Source organism: Mesorhizobium erdmanii, from assembly GCF_013170725.1.
Lineage (GTDB): Bacteria > Pseudomonadota > Alphaproteobacteria > Rhizobiales > Rhizobiaceae > Mesorhizobium > Mesorhizobium erdmanii.
Window position 1 is genome coordinate 3,789,831 of sequence record NZ_CP033361.1, and the last position, 17,546, is coordinate 3,807,376.

Below are 17,546 nucleotides of genomic sequence, written 5' to 3' on the forward strand. Positions count from 1 at the left end.
CGCCAGCGCGCGGTGATCTGTTTAATCCTTCTTGTAGAGTAGCCAGCTCTTGCCGGGGCGACCGGCCATCGTCGAATGCTTGGTGACGCGATTGCGTCCGCTCACCTTCGAACGGTAGAGCGCCCGGTCGGCCTTGGTGTAGAGGTCCTCCGGGCCTTCGGCCTCCGACGCCATGCAGATGCCCATCGATACCGTCACGGTGCCGTAATTCGTGCCGGTCTGGCTGCTGGTGAACGGCGTCTGCTCGATCAGCGAGCGAATGCGCTCGGCGATCTCGTAGGTTGCATCTTCGCTGGCGCCCTCGATGATCAGTGCGAATTCCTCGCCGCCCGTGCGGGCGACGAACATGTCGCCGCGAATGCTGGTCTGGAAGATCTCGGCGATGATCTGGATGATCTTGTCGCCGACGGGATGGCCGTAGCGGTCGTTGATATCCTTGAACCGATCGATGTCGGCGAGGATCAGGGCATTGAACAGGATACCCTTGTTGCTCGTGTAGATCCGAGTGATCTCCTTGTCGAAGGCGCGGCGGTTCCAGATCTGGGTCAATGGATCCGTGTCGGCCAGGCGCTTGTATTCCTCGAGCTTCGACTTGACGCTCTCGAGTTCCGCCGTCTTGTCGCTCAGCATCGAGGCGACCTGCCGGCCGTGATCGATGGTCGAACTGGTGGCGACCGACATGGCGTTGGCGATCTTCTGCAGAAGATCCTGGGAGAGCAGGCTGCGGCCACTCAAGCCGCTCGAGGTCTCATCGAGGATCCTGCCGTATTTCTCAATGTGGCTACGTTCGCTGCGCAGCAGCGATGCGACTTCCTCGAGCTCCCTGGCGATGACGTCCCGAGCATGCTCGACGATACCTGGACCGTGGTTTTGGGCGAAGAAAGAACGGCCGATCTTGTCCAACTCGTCCTGTGTCGGCCGGTTGCTCAGCGAGAGCACGGCGAGGCTGAGCTCGCGGTTGGTGCCGCTCAAGGCCTCGTAGAAGATCTCGTAGTTGCGGGGCAGACCGAGAACGCCAAGCTGGCGCATGGTCGCCACAACCGTGGCCGCGATATCGGTGCTTCGTTCGGTTGGGGCTGCTGCCGGCTGCATGTCTGAATCACTCTTCCCCTCGGATCCCACGCGGAATTTGCGGGTTCCATTGATCGCCGAGCTGGGGAGCGCGACCCGATAGTCCGGAACATCTTGCGAAGAGGCGCGTCCCCACCCGCGACCTTCGCTTGACATGACTATAAATGCGGTAGCGCTAAAGTTTCCTTAATCCGTACGGCTTCCGCAGGTTTCCCTCTACCTGTGGCTGTAGATGCGTAAGTTTCTGCACCATTATCGCGAAGTGGAGCACGGTTTGGCGACTTTGAACTCGAAATCCGAGCGGCGCGCTGCTGGAGATGACACCAAATACCGATTTTACCACGCCAATCGATGTCGTATTTGCTTGCGCACACCCACCGCAAAGCTGGAATCCTGGCAATCGAGTTGGACGAGGTTTGCCTAGGGGTGCCGAAATGAGCGACAGCCACCATGGATCATGCCTGTGCGGAGCGGTTCGCTTCCGCACAAGTGGACCGCTTCGGGGGGTCGTCTACTGTCATTGCTCGCAATGCCGGAAGCAAAGCGGGCATTTCTATGCCGCGACCAATGTTGCCGACGCCGACATCGTGATCGAAGGTGCGGAAAGCATCACCTGGTATGAAGCGTCCGCTTTCGCCAGTCGCGGCTTTTGCAAGACATGCGGGTCCGTGCTTTTCTGGAAGCCAAGGACTCAAGACTATATTTCGGTCATGGCGGGAGCGTTCGACGGACCGACGGGTCTCAAGGCCGACTGTCATATCTTCGTCGGCGACAAGGGCGACTATTATTCGATCGACGACGGGCTGCCGCAGTTTGAGAAATCGACGCCTTCTATAGCGGTTGCCGAATGAATTTTGGGCGGGCTGTCTTATTCCCTTGATCGGGCCATTGCTTTATCCCGTGCCGGTGACTCGGAAAGGGACTTGGGCATGCAGCGGCTGATCGATGCATTTATCAATTCGGTGCGGGCGTTTCGCAAACTGGCCGCCCATGAGAAAGCTTTCCAGCAGGAGTTGATGCTGTTGGCGTTGGCCTTGCCAGCCGGATGGTTCGTTTCGGTTTCGTGGCGTGGCTACGGCCTGCTCATCGGCGCGGTGCTGCTCCTGATCATGGTCGAGGTGTTGAACACCGGCATCGAGGCGGCCTGTGATGCGTTCAGCCGTGAGTTCAATGTCGACATCCAATTGGCCAAGGACTGTGGCTCGCTGGCGGTGCTGATTTCGGTGGTCATCGTCGCCGGGGTCTGGGGTATCGCGCTCATCGAGCGGGTCACCGGCTTTCCCATCTGACTTTCCGAGCGGCCATGGCGGCCGGCGGCGTCACTGCTCCCGGCGACGTTCCCGCTTGGCGATGTGGCCGGCGATGAACCAGGCAAGGATCGCTACCGTCAAGCCGATGCCTAGCCCGATGAACAACCGCTCGTGCCGCAATAGCGCCTGACCGATGAAGTGTTCGGCGCCAAGTCCAAAGACATAGCCGATGGTGATGAACAGCGCCGCCCAGATTGCCGATGAGATGGCGTTGAGGATGACAAAGCGCGGCATCGGTATGGTCGAAAGGCCAGCCGCGATGCCGCCGACCAGCCGCATGCCGTAGATATAGCGGTTCGACAGCACGAAGATGTTGGGGTGGGTGTTGAGCAGGCGATAGGCCCGACTGAAACCGGGGCGCCGGCGCAGCCTTTTGACATAGCGATGATCGGCGAAACTGCGCCCAAGGATGAAGAAGCAGGTGTCGCCGGTGAAGGCGCCGAGGGCCGCGGCGACCATGGCATGCCACAGGACGAAGACATGCTGGTGGGCGAAGAAGCCACCAAGGATCGCGGCGCTCTCGCCTTCGGCGACGCAGCCGAGAAAGACCGCAATGAGCCCATATTGCTCGATGAAATGATGGATCGCGTCAGTCATGAAGCCGACTGCTGCCGCGTCAGCCTTTCGTCGATGCGCTTGACCGTCTCGGCCAGCCGCACGATCTCGTCGCGCATGCCGATGATCTGGCTGTGGCGCAGTTCGTCGAGCTTTTCATGGAGCGCCATGATCTCGATCTCGGCCTTCAGATTGACCTCGTAATCGTGGGCGGCGTCGATGCGGTCGCGCTCGGTCTGGCGGTTCTGCGCCATCATGATCACCGGCGCCTGCAGGGCGGCGACCATCGACAGCACCAGGTTGAGGAAGATGAACGGGTAGGGGTCGAATGCGTCGCGCGTCAAAAGCCAGACATTGCCAACGGTCCAGACGATCAGGAAGGCCAAAAAACCCAGGATGAAGGACCAGGAGCCGCCGATGCGAGCGATCGTATCGGCGAGGCGGTCACCGAAGGTCTGGTGGGAAGCGACCGCCTTGTTGGTGTCCCGCGATATGGTGGTGCGTTCGAGTGTCGATTGCAGCACCCGGCTTTCCAACTGGCTGAGGCCGTCCGGCCGTCGCTTGAGCCAGCGGTTCGCCAGATCGTCGATTGTCTTGTACATGGCCGTCTCCAAGGCTTGCCTGCCATAAGACGTAGAGGCTGCAGGCCCTCACGGGAAGTGTTACATCTGGGGCTAAGGTGAGGAACCCATGACCGATTTCCAGAAAATTCGCCAGCGCGCGGCAAAACGCAAGGGCGGCGAGGCGCAGCTTTCGTCGCTGCTGGGACCCGTGCCCGACAATGCCGCCGTCGCCGATATCGCGGACGACCGCATTCTTTCGACCATGGCCGAGCGCATATTCGCCGCCGGCTTTGTCTGGCGCGTCATCGAACAGAAGTGGCCGGGATTCGAGGAGGCGTTCCTGCGCTTCGAGCCGAAGCGGCTGTTGTTCCAGCCTGACGATTTCTGGCACGATCTGGCTTCCGACCAGCGCATCGTGCGCAACCCGGAGAAGATCAAGTCCGTCCGCGACAACGCGGCCTTCGTCGAACGCGTCTCCAAGGAACATGGCGGCTTCGGCGAATTCCTGGCCAACTGGCCTGCCGACGACCAGGTCGGGCTGATGGCCTACCTCGGCAAGCATGGCAGCCGGCTGGGTGGCAATACCGGACAGTATTTCCTGCGCTGGCTGGGTTGGGATGCCTTTGTCATTTCGAGCGACATGGCGGCAGCGCTTCGTGACGCGGGCCTCGACATCGCCGAAAGCCCGACCTCGAAGAGGGATCTCGACAAGATCCAGGCCCAGATCAATCAGTGGGTGGCGGACACGAGGCTGCCGCGCCGGCACATTTCGCGCATCCTGGCGATGTCGATCGGCGAGAACCATTCGCCGCAGTCGTTGCGCGAGTATATGGGCGAGGATTGATCGTCGATCGCCTGTCGGCCGAGACGGGATTGACCTCAATCGACCACGTTGGATTGGTCCAAACGAACGCCATTGCGGGGGCAATTCCGCCGCGCTAAGTCAGCAGGCATGACCAAGAAGCCCGACATCCTGCGCATCGCCATCGCCCAGCTCAACCCGACCGTCGGCGATGTCGCCGGCAACCTAGCCAAGGCGCGAGAGGCGAGGGCGGACGCCGCGCGCCAGGGCGCCGATCTCGTGCTCTATACCGAGCTTTTCCTTGCCGGGTATCCGCCGGAGGATCTGGTGCTGAAGCCGGCCTTCCTGAAGACATGCGAGCGGGCGGCGCAGGAGTTTGCCGCCGACACTGCCGATGGCGGCCCTGGCGTCATCATCGGCACGCCCCTGAAGCGCAAGAGCGGCACGCACAATTCGATCATCGTCGCCGATGGCGGCAAGATCATCGCCGAACGCTACAAGCTCGACCTGCCGAACTATGGTGAGTTCGACGAAAAACGTGTCTTCCAGGCCGGGCCGGAACTGCAGGGGCCGGTCAACTTCCGGGGCGTGCGGCTGGGCATTCCGATCTGCGAGGACATCTGGGGTGACGTCGCGGTCTGCGAGACGCTGGCCGAAAGCGGCGCCGAAATGCTGCTGGTGCCGAACGGCTCGCCCTATTATCGCGCCAAGATCGACGTGCGCCATCAGGTCGTCATCAAGCAAGTCATCGAATGCGGCTTGCCGATGATCTACGCCAACCAGCTCGGCGGCCAGGACGAGCTGATCTTCGACGGTGCCTCCTTCGCCATCGGCGCCGACAGGACGCTCGCCTTCCAGATGAGCCAGTTCGAGGACGCGGTCGACGTCACCATCTGGAAGCGCCAAGGCGATCATTGGGTCTGTTCGGAAGGGCCGATGTCGAAGATCCCCGAGCGGGAGGAGGCCGACTATCGCGCCTGCATGCTGGGCCTGCGCGACTACGTCAACAAGAACGGCTTCAAGAATGTGGTGCTCGGCCTGTCGGGCGGCATCGATTCGGCGATTTGTGCTGCCCTTGCCGTCGATGCGCTCGGCGAGGAGCGACTGCGCGCGGTGATGATGCCCTACCGCTATACGTCGAAAGATTCGCTGAAGGACGCCGAGGACTGCGCCCGCGCGCTCGGCTGCCGCTACGACATCGTGCCGATCTTCGAGCCGGTCGAAGGTTTTCTGCATACGCTGACGCAGCTTTTCGAAGGCACCAAGGAAGGCATCACCGAGGAAAATCTGCAGAGCCGCGCGCGCGGCACAATCCTGATGGCGATCTCCAACAAGTTCGGCTCGATGGTGGTCACCACGGGCAACAAGAGCGAGATGTCGGTCGGCTACGCCACGCTCTATGGCGACATGAATGGCGGCTTCAATCCGATAAAGGATCTCTACAAGATGCAGGTCTACGCGCTGTCGCGCTGGCGCAACAGCCATGTGCCGCCGGGCGCTCTCGGGCCCTCGGGCGAGGTCATCCCGAAGAACATCATCGACAAGGCGCCGTCGGCGGAATTGCGCGAAAACCAGACCGACCAGGATTCGCTGCCGCCCTATCCGGTGCTGGATGATATCCTCGAATGCCTGGTCGAGAACGAGATGGGCGTCGACGACATCGTCGCGCGCGGCCATGACCGGGCAACGGTGACGCGCATCGAGCACCTGCTCTACATCGCCGAGTACAAGCGCCGGCAGGCGGCGCCGGGTGTAAAGATCACCCGGAAGAATTTCGGCCGCGACCGCCGCTATCCCATCACCAACCGTTTTAGGGACCGCGGGTAAAGCGCAGGTCGCCCTTGTTGCAAAATAACATCAGTGCTTGGACCAGATAGGCTTTTGGGCGGGCCTCGATCTTGGCGATGCATCAGGGCGCGTTTATAAGGGCCGTTCCGCGATTCATTTGCGGGAGGTCCGAATGGCAGTATTTCACATGGTAATGCGAGGCCGCGAAGCCTAGGTCTCCTCAGGCGCTCCGCGAAGGTTCATCCTTCGTCTCGGCGCCGGATTGAGCACAGGCCTATGCCGATGCCGATCACCGCCCGATTACGGGCGTGACGCCAAACTATGCCATTCCGCTTCTGGGCAATCGCTAGCCTTTGCGCGGCTTCTTCAATTTTCGTCCTTACTGGGATCGGGCTCGTTTGCGCCCGAATGACATCATGGCTCGTTTCAAGATCGATTTGCGCGCGAGCGCCTTTCGCAGCGTTCTGGGTTTCACGTTCATCCATTGGCGGCGCCAGCCCTGGCGGCTTTCGCTGATCATGGGTGGTTTCCTGCTGTCGACGTTGGCAGACGTCCTGACGCCGCTCTATTCCGGCCGGCTGGTCGATGCCGTCGCCAGCAGCGCCGGCGCGGACGCCATTGCCTGGAATGCCGCGATGACGGCGTTCTTCATCCTGATGGCTTTGGCATTGACCGGCGTGGTGCTGCGCAACCTTGCTTTCATGGGCATCGTCGAACTGACGCTGAAGATGATGGCCGACATCGCCGCCGATGCCTTCCATCGTGTCCAGCGCTTTTCCACCGATTGGCACGCCAACTCGTTTGCCGGCTCGACCGTGCGCAAGGTGACGCGCGGCATGTGGGCGCTAGATCTGCTCAACGACACCATCCTGATCGCGCTGCTGCCGTCGGTGGTCATGCTCGTCGGCTCGACCCTGTTGCTTGGCTGGTTCTGGCCGCTGATGGGCGTGGTCGTCGCCGCCGGCTCGGTGCTGTTCATCATGGTGACGGCGATGCTGTCGCTCGGCTATGTCGCGCCGGCGGCACGGCTCGCCAACACCTGGGACACGCGCCTCGGCGGCTCGCTGGCCGACGCGGTGAGCTGCAACGCCGTGGTCAAGGGCTTTGGCGCCGAGGAGCGCGAGGAGCGCCGCCTCGCCAAGGTTGTCGCCAAATGGCGTACGCGCACGCGGCGAACCTGGGTGCGCGGCACCATCAACGGCACGACGCAAGGGGTGCTGCTGCTGGTCATGCGCGCCGCCGTTATCGGTCTGGCGCTGCTGCTTTGGTCGTGGGGGCAGGCGAGCGCCGGCGACGTCGCTTTCGTGCTGACCTCGTTCTTCGTGCTGCAGGGCTATTTGCGCGATATCGGCACGCATATCCGCAATTTGCAACGCTCGATCAACGACATGGAGGAACTGGTCGATTTCCAGTCCGAACCGCTTGGCATCGAAGACCTCCCCGGCGCCCAGCCGATCCGGATCACACGAGGGGCCATCCACTTCGACAATGTCACCTTTCATTACGGCAGTCACCGGTCGCCGCTCTACCGCGACTTTTCGGTCGATATCGCGCCGGGTGAACGTGTCGGGCTCGTCGGTCACTCGGGTTCAGGCAAGACGACCTTCGTCAAGCTCATCCAGCGGCTCTATGACGTGAATGCCGGCAAGATCCTGATCGACGGCCAGGACATCTCCGAGGTGGCGCAGGCGTCGCTGCGCGGGCAGATCGCCATCGTCCAGCAGGAGCCGATCCTGTTCCACCGGTCCCTGGCCGAGAACATCGCCTATGCCAGGCCCAGCGCGACGCAGGAGGAGATCGAGCATGCCGCACGCCTGGCAAGCGCGCATGACTTCATCACCAGCCTGCCGAAGGGCTACGGCACGCTGGTCGGGGAGCGCGGCGTCAAACTGTCGGGCGGCGAGCGGCAGCGTGTGGCAATCGCGCGCGCTTTCCTGGCCGATGCGCGCATCCTGATCCTGGACGAGGCGACCTCAAGCCTCGATTCGGAATCGGAGGTGCTGATCCAGCAGGCGATGGAACGCCTGATGGTCGGCCGCACGACTCTGGTCATCGCGCACCGGTTATCGACGGTGCGGGCGCTCGACAGGCTGCTGGTCTTCGACCGCGGCAACATCGTCGAGGAAGGCTCGCATGACGAGCTGATCCGGCTGAAGGGCGGCATCTATCGTCGCCTGTTCGAGCGCCAGGCGCTCGAGCTGACCAAGGGACTGGTCATCTGAATTGGGCGGCCTCCGGTTTCGGCCGGAGGCCATTTCCATCAGGCGCTATCCGCTAGAGTGACCTATGCGCATGCGGCATCCCTAGCTTTGAGACGTCTTGTTTGACGTTGGCCGTGACACGTTGCCTCTACCATGGGTTGTGCTGCATTTACTCAAAAGCAATCCAGAGATGGTACGTGCCTATCCTGGGATCAGATTTGACCAGCGCAGGATTTCGGCTTCACGATGCCTCTTGTTTCCACAAATGCCGAACCGGTGGCTGCGCCGACCGTGCTGGCAACTCAGCACGGCTCGGTTCGGCCGCTTGCAGCAGAAGATCTCGAGCGCGTCGCCGCGCTCTTCCTGACGAAGTTTCGGCGCCGGCGCCGTCTCCTCGATCGCGCGATCGCGGAGACGGCCGAGTATATGCGAAAGATCTATCTCGACCCTGCCGGCCCGTCCGGCGCGAACAATGCTCTTGTCCAGATCAACCCGCAGGGCGATCTGGGTGGCTTCCTCGGTGTCCTTAAAGCCCGCTACGAGCTCAACGGAGCGGTGTTGGATGCTGCGATCATCGGACCGCTGATGGCCGATCCCGGCACCGATCACGGCTCGGCTGGACCGCAATTGCTGCGTGCCCTGCATCAAGGCGAATTCGATCTGTATCTGACCGATTCAGCCAACCGGGTATCCCTGGCTTTCGCCCGTCCGATGAAATACCAGCTCCTGCCGGCACATTGTCTGGGGTGGACCCGCATTTTCCGGCCGGCCGCGGTGGCCTCCGCCGTGGTGCGCGGCAAATGGCCGAGCCTGTCTCGCTTCGCGCTCGATCCTTGCGCCAAGGCATTCGACGCCTTCACGAAAAAAAGGTTCGAGCCATCCGTCCAGCATTCCTCGTCACACCGGGTCCATCGCGAGTCTATGGATGCCGCGCAGTTTGCGGAGCGGTTGCCGACCCTGGTGTCCGACTACTCGCTCCGACCGCGTTGGCAGGACGGCGAGCTCCCACGGCTGCTCGCGCTGGCGTCCGAGAAGCGGGCCGATGGCCCGCTTCACTTCGGCGGGACCTACGACGAAGCCGGTAAAATGCTCGGTTGCTACGCTTTCTACGGACAGGCTGGCGGCATGGCGAACCTTTTGCAGATCCAGGCCACTGGATCTCACTGGGGTGCAACGCTGGATGGCCTGATCGCGGACGCGTGGACCATGGGTTGCGCCGGCATCATCGGGCAGACGCAGAGCAGATTCATGCCGCAGCTCTTCAGCTACAAGAATGTTTTCTTCCGCTATGCCGGGGGGACGATGGTGCGCTCGCGCATCCACGAGGTCACGCAAGCGGTTCGCTCCGGCGATATCTTCATCGGCGGATTGATGGGCGACCGCTGGACCCGCCTCAGCTCCGACGACTTCGGCCGCTGATTGCTTCCAATGATCTGATCTTGTCGGTCGGACAGGAGTCTCGCATTTCCCCCGGTCTTTTCATTGCGCGCGCCATGTTCTATGTCTGCGGCACGGTGCGGGGGCGCATCTTGTCAATCACAAAGGCATCCGGTACGCCCCGCTCATGACAGTTACCGTTCGTTTCGCCCCATCACCGACCGGCCGCATCCATATAGGCAATGCGCGCACCGCTCTGTTCAACTGGCTGTTTGCCCTCAACAACAAGGGCCGCTTCATCCAGCGCTTCGACGACACCGACATCGCCCGCTCGAAGCAGGAATTCGCCGATGCCATCCTCTACGACCTGCATTGGCTGGGCATTTTTCCGGACGCCACCGAATATCAGTCGCGGCGCTTCGAGATTTATGACGCGGCGGTCGAACGGCTGAAGGCGGCGGGCGTTCTCTATGCCTGTTACGAAACGCCGGAAGAACTCGATCTCCGGCGCAAGGTGCGCCGCACGCGCGGCCTGCCGCCGGTCTATGGTCGCGAAGCCCTGGCGCTGACACATGAGCAGGTGGCCGAATACCACGCCGACGGACGCCGGCCGCACTGGCGCCTTCTGCTTCCCAACTTCACCGGGGATGCGCTGCAGCCCGAACGCACCGAGGTCCATTGGAACGATCTGGTGCGTGGCGAGGAAACGGTCGATCTCGCTTCGCTCTCGGATCCGGTGCTGGTGCGCGAGGACGGCACTTATCTCTACACGCTGCCCTCCGTCGTCGACGACATCGAGATGGGCGTCAGCCATGTCATCCGCGGTGACGACCACGTCACCAACACGGGTGTGCAGATCGCGCTGTTCAAGGCGTTGCGCGCCGAGCCGCCTGTCTTCGGCCACCACAATCTCTTGACCACCGTGTCGGGCGAGGGGCTGTCGAAGCGCACCGGGGCGCTCTCCATCGAGAGCCTGCGTGAGGACGGCATCGAGCCGATGGCCGTTGCTTCGCTGGCCGTCCTGGTCGGCACTTCGGAAAATGTCGCGGCCGCGCACGACCTGACCGAACTCGCAGGCCATTTCGACCCCGCCGCGACCTCGAAATCATCGGCGAAGTTCGATCCCGACGAACTGTTCGTGCTCAACCGCGTGCTGTTGCACCATATGCCGTTCGACGAAGCGCGCGACAGGCTGATGGTGTTGGGCATCTCCGGCGAACAGGCCGAGCCGTTCTGGCTGGCGGTGCGCGGCAATCTCGACCGGCTGGCTGACGCGGCAAGCTGGTGGCGCATCCTGCGCGAGGGGGCACGCGACAGACCGGAATTCTCCGATGATGATCGTGAGTTTCTCGGACAGGCATTCGATCTGCTGCCGGAGGAGCCCTGGAACGGCACGGTCTGGAAGGACTGGACCGGCAAAATCAGGGAAGCGACCGGGCGCAAGGGCAAGGGGCTGTTCATGCCGCTGAGGCTTGCCCTTACTGGACTGCCTTCGGGGCCGGAGCTTGCAGATTTATTGCCGCTGATGGGTCGGGAAGGAACGTTGGCCCGACGACCCTGACCTTGCGCTGCTCGGGCGGTACAGCCGACACGGGCGGCGTCACCGGCTTGGCGGAGAGCCGCTTGATGGCCTCCCGGTCGAGCCCGCCTTCCATGTTGGCCAACGTCTCCGGGTCGGCACCCGGATCGGGCTTGGATGCCGGCACGGGAACGAATGGCGCCGCGTCCGGTTCGGGCTGTGACTGTTGTAGGGGCGGCGGGTTGCCGCCAATGATCTGAAAATTCTGCGCGGCATTGCAGCCGCAGGCCGGCGGCCGCGACACGTTGGTCTGTTTGTAGAGATAGGCGGTCGGCAATTCGGCGTAAGGCCTGCCAGTAGTGGACGACGCCATCGAGGCCGAATCGTCGTCCATGCCGCGTGAATAGAAGACCTGCATCTCGGTGCCGGGACAGCTCGATTCGCAATTCTTCTGGTCACGCTCGAAGTCGCCGACCGAGGCGGCGTTCGACATCGGGAAGAAATAGCCGTCGCAGGTGCGCACGCAAGTGGTGTGGAACTCACCGCCGCTGCTCGGGAAGTCCGGAATGCCGGGTTGGTTCAGCACGCGACGGACATTGCGTCCCTCGCCGGAATCCTCTGACTGGTCGAGCGGATCACTCTGCTGGTTGTCGTTGCCGAAAAGCTGGTTGAACAGGTTCGCAGTGCCGTCTTCTTCTCGGCGATCCGCTTCCTGCAGCGGCTCGCGGCGTGGCGCAACCGTGTCGTCACGGCAGCCATTGGCATCGAGCGCGGCCAAGATACGGCCACGGTCGCGGCGCGATCCGCCGCCACCGGCGAGTTGGGCACGCTTGGCCTGCAGACCGTCGAGATTGGCATTCATGCGATCGATGGTGGCGTTGAGCCCGGCGCATCGGTTGACGTTGCGGGAAAACAACGAAAACCCGCAACCGGCGTTGCTTGCCTGGTCGCGGGCCTTAGAGATCTGTTCGCGCTGCCGGTCGATCGCGGCATCGTATTTCCGGATCATGGCTGGGCCACCGCCACCGCCACGAGAAGCCGCGGCAAGATCGGCCTCCAGCTGACGGCAGACCCGCGAAGCGGCCTGTGGCTCGGTGATGGTGGCGCCGGACAGCAGCAGGCCAAGCAGCATCGCAGCATGCGCCCGCTTCAACCCTGCGCTTGTCATCCGCCTGAAATCCCGCTTGCCCGTAGTCGACAAGCTACCCTGTTCGCGGTTAATCGTCTATTTCGGATGGTTGTCAGAACTTGTAGTTCATGCCGATCTTGACCGCATTGAACGTGTTGTCGAATGTGGTGTTGGAGTTCACTCCATAGTCGATGGTCTGGTCTCGGAGGTCGACATATTGATATTCGAACTTTGCTGACCAATGGTCCGTGACCGCTTGCTCCAGTCCGGCGCCGATCGTCCAGCCGACCTTGGTATTCTTCTCGGAAATGCTATTGAGGGGACCGTCGAGATACCGGTTTTCGACACTCCCGTAGGCCAGGCCACCGGTTCCATAGATCAGGGTATTGTCGAACGCATATCCAGCCCTGGCGCGAAGCGTTCCAAACCAGTCAATCTTGGTGTCGTAAGTATCACCTTGGCCAACATCGATTTCGTCGGAGTGTCCCTTGATGTTGGCTCCGGAAAAATCGGCCTCTACGCCAAGAACAACCGAGTTCATCTGATAGTTGTAGCCGAGCTGGACGCCGCCCAGGAAACCACCGGTGTCGTAATCCTGTGAACCCCGAATTGTTGGGGTGTTCGGCAAATTATAAGTCGCGTCGGTCTTGCCGAAACCGTAGCCAACCTGCCCACCGATATAGACGCCCGACCAGTCGTGTACGGTTGCGGGCTCGACACTGACAGCGTCGGCGGCGAGAGCTTGCCCGCCGATCAGCGACAACAATGAGGATGCGAGCAACAGGCCCTTCACGACGTCCTCGCCGTCAGATCAGATGCGCAACCATATCAGGTTGGTTTTCCGTGCGAAATCCGCTTCCGGCCGCTGCCGAATTTCCGCAATCGCAAGTTGCCGGTTCGCAACACCCCGGCTTTGCAACGGGCCGGCACAAGACGGCAAGCTGCCCTGTTGGCCAAGCCGAAACGTAGGGATCGGCTTAGTCCAGATTGGCGATCGCTTGCGCCTTGTGTGCGGCCTCGACCACGGCCAGCGCCGTCATGTTGACGACACCGCGCGACGTGACCGACGGCGTCAGTATGTGCGCCGGCTTGTCGGTGCCGAGCAGGATCGGCCCGACATGCAGCGCATCCATCATGGCGCGCAGCGCCGTCAGCGTGATGTTGGCCGAATCGAGGTTCGGGAACACCAGCAGATTGGCTTCGCCCTTCAGCCGCGAATGCGGATAGACGCGCTGGCGCAGAGGCTCCGACAAAGCGGAATCAGCATGCATTTCGCCGTCGCACTGCAGTTCCGGCGCAATGCGCGCCAGGATAGCCGCTGCATGCCGCATCTTGAGCGCGCTTGGCGAATCGCGCGAGCCGAAATCCGAATGTGACAGAAGGGCCGCCTTCGGTTCGATGCCAAAGCGCTGGATTTCCTCGGCCGCCAGCACGGTCATCTCGGCGATCTCCTCGGCCGTCGGGTCGACGGAGACATGGGTGTCGGTGAGGAAGATGATGCCGCGCTGCGAGATCAGCATCGACAGCGTCGACAGGTCATGGTCCTTGATGCCGGCACGTGGCCCGATGATCAGCGTCACGTTGCGCAGGTGCCGCTCGAAGCGCCCTTCAAGCCCGCAGACCATGGCGTCGGCATCACCGCGCTTCAGCGCCAGGGCGGCGATCACCGTGTTGTCGGTGCGCACCATGGTGCGCGCTGCCTCCGTGGTGACACCGCGGCGGCCGGCGAGTTCAATCAGGAGATCGACGTAGTGGCGGTAGCGCGGATCGTCTTCCGGGTTTATCAGGCCGAAATCGACGCCGGGCCTGATGCGCAGCCCGTAGCGCTTCAGCCTGACCTCGATGACATGCGGACGGCCGATCAGGATCGGCTCGGCGATGCCTTCCTCAAGCACCACCTGGGCGGCGCGCAGGACGCGCTCGTCCTCGCCGTCGGCATAGATGACGCGCTTGGCGTTCGATGCCTTGGCGGATGAGAACACCGGCTTCATCACCAGGCCGGAGCGGAAGACGAAACGGTTGAGCTTGTCGATATAGGCGGCGAAATCGGTGATCGGCCGTGTCGCCACGCCGGTGTCGCAGGCCGCCTTGGCAACGGCCGGCGCGATGCGCAGGATGAGCCTGGGATCGAAGGGCGAGGGGATGAGGAATTCGGGCCCGAAGATCGGCGTCTCGCCCGAATAGGCGCGCGCGGCGACGTCCGAAGGCTCTTCACGGGCAAGGGCGGCGATGGCCCGCACGGCAGCCATCTTCATTTCTTCGTTGATGGCGCTGGCACCGCAATCGAGAGCGCCCCGGAAGATGTAGGGAAAGCACAGGACATTGTTGACCTGATTGGGAAAATCGGAGCGGCCGGTGCAGATCATCGCATCGGGACGCGCCGCGCGCGCCTCTTCTGGCATGATCTCGGGATTGGGGTTGGCCAGCGCCAGGATCAATGGTTTTGGCGCCATGTGCTGCAGCAGTTCCGGCTTCAGGACGCCGGCCGCCGAGAGGCCGAGGAAGACGTCGGCGCCGGGAATGACATCGGCCAGCGTGCGCGCCTCGGTATCCTTCACATAGGGGTCTTTCCAGCGATCCATTTCCTCGACGCGGCCCTTGTAGGCGACGCCGAAACGGTCGGTGACCCAGATATTCTCGACCCGCACGCCGAGCGAAACCAGCAGGTTCAGGCAGGCGAGGGCGGCCGCGCCCGCCCCGGAGGTGACGACCTTGATGTCCGATATGGTCTTGCCGGCGAACTCCAGCCCATTGAGCACGGCGGCGGCGACGATGATGGCGGTGCCATGCTGGTCGTCGTGGAACACCGGTATGCTCATACGGGCTTTCAGCCTTTCCTCGACCTCGAAGCACTCGGGCGCCTTGATGTCCTCGAGGTTAATGCCGCCGAAAGTGGGTTCGAGAGCGGCGACGGTCTCCACCATGCGCTCGATCTCAGGAGCGTCGATCTCGATGTCGAAGACATCGATGCCGGCGAATTTTTTGAACAGGACCGCCTTGCCTTCCATGACCGGCTTGGAGGCCAGCGGGCCGATATTGCCGAGGCCGAGCACGGCCGAGCCATTAGAGACAACGCCGACCAGGTTGGCGCGTGCCGTATAGTCGGCGGCGGTCGCCGGATTGTCGCGAATCTCCAGGCAAGGAGCCGCCACGCCCGGCGAATAGGCCAGCGCCAGGTCGCGCTGGTTGCCGAGCGGCTTGGTTGCCTGGATTTCGAGTTTTCCCGGTGTCGGGTGCTTGTGGAAGTAGAGGGCGGCTTCGTCGAGGTCCGAACGTGCCGTGTTCTTGTTCTCGCCGCTCATTCCGGCCCTCCCTGCGCTCTGTCTAAAACCCTTCTTAGCATGCGGTCGCGGTTTTTCGAGACGCCAAATGACGCAACCGCGCTTCACATTGGCGAGACAGGAATATCCGATCTATTTCAGTTACTTGGCAGAAGTTCCTTCGGTGTCTCCACTGGCGATGGTCAGAAGGCGCTGACGTAGAGACCGCCATCGACCGGTATGTTCTGGCCCGTCAGATAGCCGGCATGAACCGAACACAGGAAGGCGCAGATCTGGCCGAACTCTTCCGGCGTGCCGAGCCGCTTGGCCGGCACGTCGGCGCTGATGCGGGTCTTGCGGGCGGCCGCCGCGGCTGGATCTTCCACGGTGCCGGCCTCATGCGGACCGCGCAGCCGGTCGGTGTCGAGCTTGCCCGGCAGAAGGCTGTTGATGGTGACGTTGCGGTCGATCACCGTTCTCGCCACACCGGCAAGAAACGAGGTCAGGCCGGCGCGCGCGCCCGACGACAGGTCGAGGCCAGGGATAGGGACGTAGACCGACAACGAGGTGATGTTGACGATGCGGCCGAAGCCGCGCTTTGCCATGCCGTCGACAACGGCCTGCACCAGTTCGATCGGCGTCACCATGTTCTGGGTGACGCCTTCGAGGATCTTCGCGCGATCGAGCTCGCGGAAATCGCGGAGCGGCGGGCCGCCATTGTTGTTGACCAGGATGTCGGGTTCGGGACAAGCGGCTAGCAGCGCCTTCTGCACCTCCGGCTTCGAAACGTCGCCGACGACTTCCGTCACCGTCACGCCATAGCGCTGGCGCAGCTCGGCGGCGGTTTTCGCCACCAGCTCGGCGCTGCGGCCGTTGACGACGATATCGCAACCGGCCTCGGCCAGCGCCATGGCGCAGCCTTTTCCAAGCCCCTTGCTCGAAGCGCAGACGATGGCCTTCTTCCCGCGGATACCGAGATCCATGACGATTTCTCCTGTGATTTGCCCGGCAAGCTAGTCCCTAGGCTGGACCAATCGCAACCGTCATACGGTTGTTGCATGAATCGGGGCATAGGCTGCGCGAAAGCAAGGTGAAATCGCGATGTCAGGCCAAGAGCCCCGCACTTTCCGCAGCATGTTCATTTCCGATGTCCATCTCGGCTCGAAGGCGGCGAAGGCCGAATTCCTAATCGATTTCCTGCGCTACCACGATGCGGACATCATCTATCTGGTCGGTGACATCGTCGACGGCTGGCGGTTGCGGCGGAGCTGGCACTGGCCGCAAAGCCACAATGACGTCGTGCAGAAATTGCTGCGCAAGGCCCGCAAGGGCGCCAACATCACCTATATTGCCGGCAACCACGACGAATTCGCGCGCCAGTTCCAGGGCGTGCATTTCGGCGGCATCGTCGTCGCCGACCGCGCCATCCATGAAACAGCCGACGGCAAGCGCATGCTCGTCATCCATGGCGACCAGTTCGACACCGTCGTCCACAATCAACGCTGGCTCGCCTATCTCGGCGATCATGCCTATGACACGGCGATGATCGTCAACCGCGTGGTGACGCGGTTGCGCCAATTGCTCGGCCTGCCTTACTGGTCGTTCTCGTCCTGGGCCAAGGTCAAGGTCAAGAAGGCCGTCAATTTCATCGGCTCGTTCCAGACCGTGCTGACCGAAGAGGCCCGCCGATCGCATGTCGATGGCGTCATCTGCGGCCATATCCACCATGCCGCGATCGAGAATTTCGATGACGTGCGCTACATCAACACCGGCGACTGGGTGGAAAGCTGCACGGCCGTGGTCGAGCACTTCGATGGCCGGATGGAAATCCTGACCTGGGCGCAGGTGCTGCCGGAGTCGCTGGACGAACCCTTCATCCCGATGCTCATCGAAGATCGGGTTGGGCAGGCAGCCTGAGGGGAAGGCGCGACGTTTTTAACGTTGATCGATTGGTCCAGCCGGTTTCGTCTG

General features: G+C 62.3%; 15 protein-coding genes. 8 read left to right on the top strand and 7 right to left on the bottom strand.

The annotated features are described in order from the left end of the window. Positions 1 to 21: 21 nt before the first annotated feature. A complete protein-coding gene (locus EB233_RS18330) occupies positions 22 to 1,092 on the bottom strand; it encodes a diguanylate cyclase (protein ID WP_027052022.1) in 1,071 nt (356 codons plus the stop codon). 413 nt (positions 1,093 to 1,505) lie between these two features. Here EB233_RS18330 and EB233_RS18335 point away from each other — a divergent pair, with 413 nt between their 5' ends. After that, the gene (locus tag EB233_RS18335; protein ID WP_064988530.1) at positions 1,506 to 1,922 is read left to right on the top strand and encodes a GFA family protein; all 417 of its coding nucleotides are present in this window, start codon (positions 1,506 to 1,508) and stop codon (positions 1,920 to 1,922) included. 78 nt (positions 1,923 to 2,000) lie between these two features. Next, positions 2,001 to 2,360, top strand: coding sequence for a diacylglycerol kinase (locus EB233_RS18340; protein WP_027052020.1), 360 nt, complete (start codon positions 2,001 to 2,003; stop codon positions 2,358 to 2,360). Positions 2,361 to 2,390: 30 nt separating this feature from the next. Here the strand turns inward: EB233_RS18340 and EB233_RS18345 are convergent, their stop codons facing one another. Further along, positions 2,391 to 2,978 (bottom strand): DedA family protein, encoded by a 588-nt coding sequence (locus EB233_RS18345; protein ID WP_027052019.1) that lies wholly within the window; start codon positions 2,976 to 2,978, stop codon positions 2,391 to 2,393. After that, complete coding sequence (locus EB233_RS18350) at positions 2,975 to 3,538, bottom strand: DUF1003 domain-containing protein (protein WP_064988531.1); 564 nt, start codon at positions 3,536 to 3,538, stop codon at positions 2,975 to 2,977. The genes EB233_RS18345 and EB233_RS18350 overlap by 4 nt, the downstream gene beginning before the upstream one ends. Positions 3,539 to 3,626: 88 nt before the next feature. On the opposite strand from EB233_RS18350, the gene EB233_RS18355 reads away from it, so the two are divergent. From EB233_RS18355 to EB233_RS18375, 5 genes are all read left to right on the top strand, one after another. Further along, a complete protein-coding gene (locus tag EB233_RS18355) occupies positions 3,627 to 4,343 on the top strand; it encodes a DNA-3-methyladenine glycosylase I (RefSeq protein WP_064988532.1) in 717 nt (238 codons plus the stop codon). 108 nt (positions 4,344 to 4,451) lie between these two features. Next, positions 4,452 to 6,128 carry an NAD+ synthase gene (locus EB233_RS18360; RefSeq protein ID WP_064988533.1) on the top strand — a complete coding sequence of 559 codons (1,677 nt, stop codon included), beginning with the start codon at positions 4,452 to 4,454 and terminating at the stop codon, positions 6,126 to 6,128. 377 nt (positions 6,129 to 6,505) lie between these two features. Further along, complete coding sequence (locus EB233_RS18365; RefSeq protein ID WP_081293990.1) at positions 6,506 to 8,311, top strand: ABC transporter ATP-binding protein; 1,806 nt, start codon at positions 6,506 to 6,508, stop codon at positions 8,309 to 8,311. Positions 8,312 to 8,536: 225 nt separating this feature from the next. Next, entirely contained in the window at positions 8,537 to 9,709 is a 1,173-nt protein-coding gene (locus EB233_RS18370) for a hypothetical protein (RefSeq protein ID WP_064988535.1), read from the top strand. A 145-nt stretch (positions 9,710 to 9,854) separates the two neighbouring features. Beyond that, a complete protein-coding gene (locus EB233_RS18375; RefSeq protein WP_064988536.1) occupies positions 9,855 to 11,228 on the top strand; it encodes a glutamate--tRNA ligase in 1,374 nt (457 codons plus the stop codon). Here EB233_RS18375 and EB233_RS18380 read toward each other — a convergent pair. The 4 genes from EB233_RS18380 to EB233_RS18395 form a co-directional block, all read right to left on the bottom strand. Next, complete coding sequence (locus tag EB233_RS18380; RefSeq protein ID WP_064988537.1) at positions 11,146 to 12,354, bottom strand: DUF2865 domain-containing protein; 1,209 nt, start codon at positions 12,352 to 12,354, stop codon at positions 11,146 to 11,148. The two genes, EB233_RS18375 and EB233_RS18380, sit on opposite strands and share 83 nt — an antisense overlap. 73 nt (positions 12,355 to 12,427) lie before the next feature. Then, positions 12,428 to 13,108 carry an outer membrane protein gene (locus tag EB233_RS18385; protein WP_064988538.1) on the bottom strand — a complete coding sequence of 227 codons (681 nt, stop codon included), beginning with the start codon at positions 13,106 to 13,108 and terminating at the stop codon, positions 12,428 to 12,430. Positions 13,109 to 13,292: 184 nt separating this feature from the next. Beyond that, complete coding sequence (locus EB233_RS18390) at positions 13,293 to 15,617, bottom strand: NADP-dependent malic enzyme (protein WP_064988539.1); 2,325 nt, start codon at positions 15,615 to 15,617, stop codon at positions 13,293 to 13,295. A 161-nt stretch (positions 15,618 to 15,778) separates the two neighbouring features. Next, positions 15,779 to 16,558, bottom strand: a complete 780-nt coding sequence (locus EB233_RS18395) for an SDR family oxidoreductase (RefSeq protein ID WP_064988540.1) — start codon at positions 16,556 to 16,558, stop codon at positions 15,779 to 15,781. 118 nt (positions 16,559 to 16,676) lie between these two features. On the opposite strand from EB233_RS18395, the gene EB233_RS18400 reads away from it, so the two are divergent. Then, positions 16,677 to 17,492, top strand: coding sequence for a UDP-2,3-diacylglucosamine diphosphatase (locus EB233_RS18400; RefSeq protein ID WP_081293952.1), 816 nt, complete (start codon positions 16,677 to 16,679; stop codon positions 17,490 to 17,492). Positions 17,493 to 17,546: the final 54 nt, after the last annotated feature.

Excerpts from the sequence above, each read along its gene's own strand:
- EB233_RS18330 (WP_027052022.1), bottom strand. The coding sequence starts at position 1,092 with ATGCAGCCGGCAGCAGCCCCAACCGAACGAAGCACCGATATCGCGGCC.
- EB233_RS18335 (WP_064988530.1), top strand. The coding sequence starts at position 1,506 with ATGAGCGACAGCCACCATGGATCATGCCTGTGCGGAGCGGTTCGCTTC.
- EB233_RS18340 (WP_027052020.1), top strand. The coding sequence starts at position 2,001 with ATGCAGCGGCTGATCGATGCATTTATCAATTCGGTGCGGGCGTTTCGC.
- EB233_RS18345 (WP_027052019.1), bottom strand. The coding sequence starts at position 2,978 with ATGACTGACGCGATCCATCATTTCATCGAGCAATATGGGCTCATTGCG.
- EB233_RS18350 (WP_064988531.1), bottom strand. The coding sequence starts at position 3,538 with ATGTACAAGACAATCGACGATCTGGCGAACCGCTGGCTCAAGCGACGG.
- EB233_RS18355 (WP_064988532.1), top strand. The coding sequence starts at position 3,627 with ATGACCGATTTCCAGAAAATTCGCCAGCGCGCGGCAAAACGCAAGGGC.
- EB233_RS18360 (WP_064988533.1), top strand. The coding sequence starts at position 4,452 with ATGACCAAGAAGCCCGACATCCTGCGCATCGCCATCGCCCAGCTCAAC.
- EB233_RS18365 (WP_081293990.1), top strand. The coding sequence starts at position 6,506 with ATGGCTCGTTTCAAGATCGATTTGCGCGCGAGCGCCTTTCGCAGCGTT.
- EB233_RS18370 (WP_064988535.1), top strand. The coding sequence starts at position 8,537 with ATGCCTCTTGTTTCCACAAATGCCGAACCGGTGGCTGCGCCGACCGTG.
- EB233_RS18375 (WP_064988536.1), top strand. The coding sequence starts at position 9,855 with ATGACAGTTACCGTTCGTTTCGCCCCATCACCGACCGGCCGCATCCAT.
- EB233_RS18380 (WP_064988537.1), bottom strand. The coding sequence starts at position 12,354 with ATGACAAGCGCAGGGTTGAAGCGGGCGCATGCTGCGATGCTGCTTGGC.
- EB233_RS18390 (WP_064988539.1), bottom strand. The coding sequence starts at position 15,617 with ATGAGCGGCGAGAACAAGAACACGGCACGTTCGGACCTCGACGAAGCC.
- EB233_RS18395 (WP_064988540.1), bottom strand. The coding sequence starts at position 16,558 with ATGGATCTCGGTATCCGCGGGAAGAAGGCCATCGTCTGCGCTTCGAGC.
- EB233_RS18400 (WP_081293952.1), top strand. The coding sequence starts at position 16,677 with ATGTCAGGCCAAGAGCCCCGCACTTTCCGCAGCATGTTCATTTCCGAT.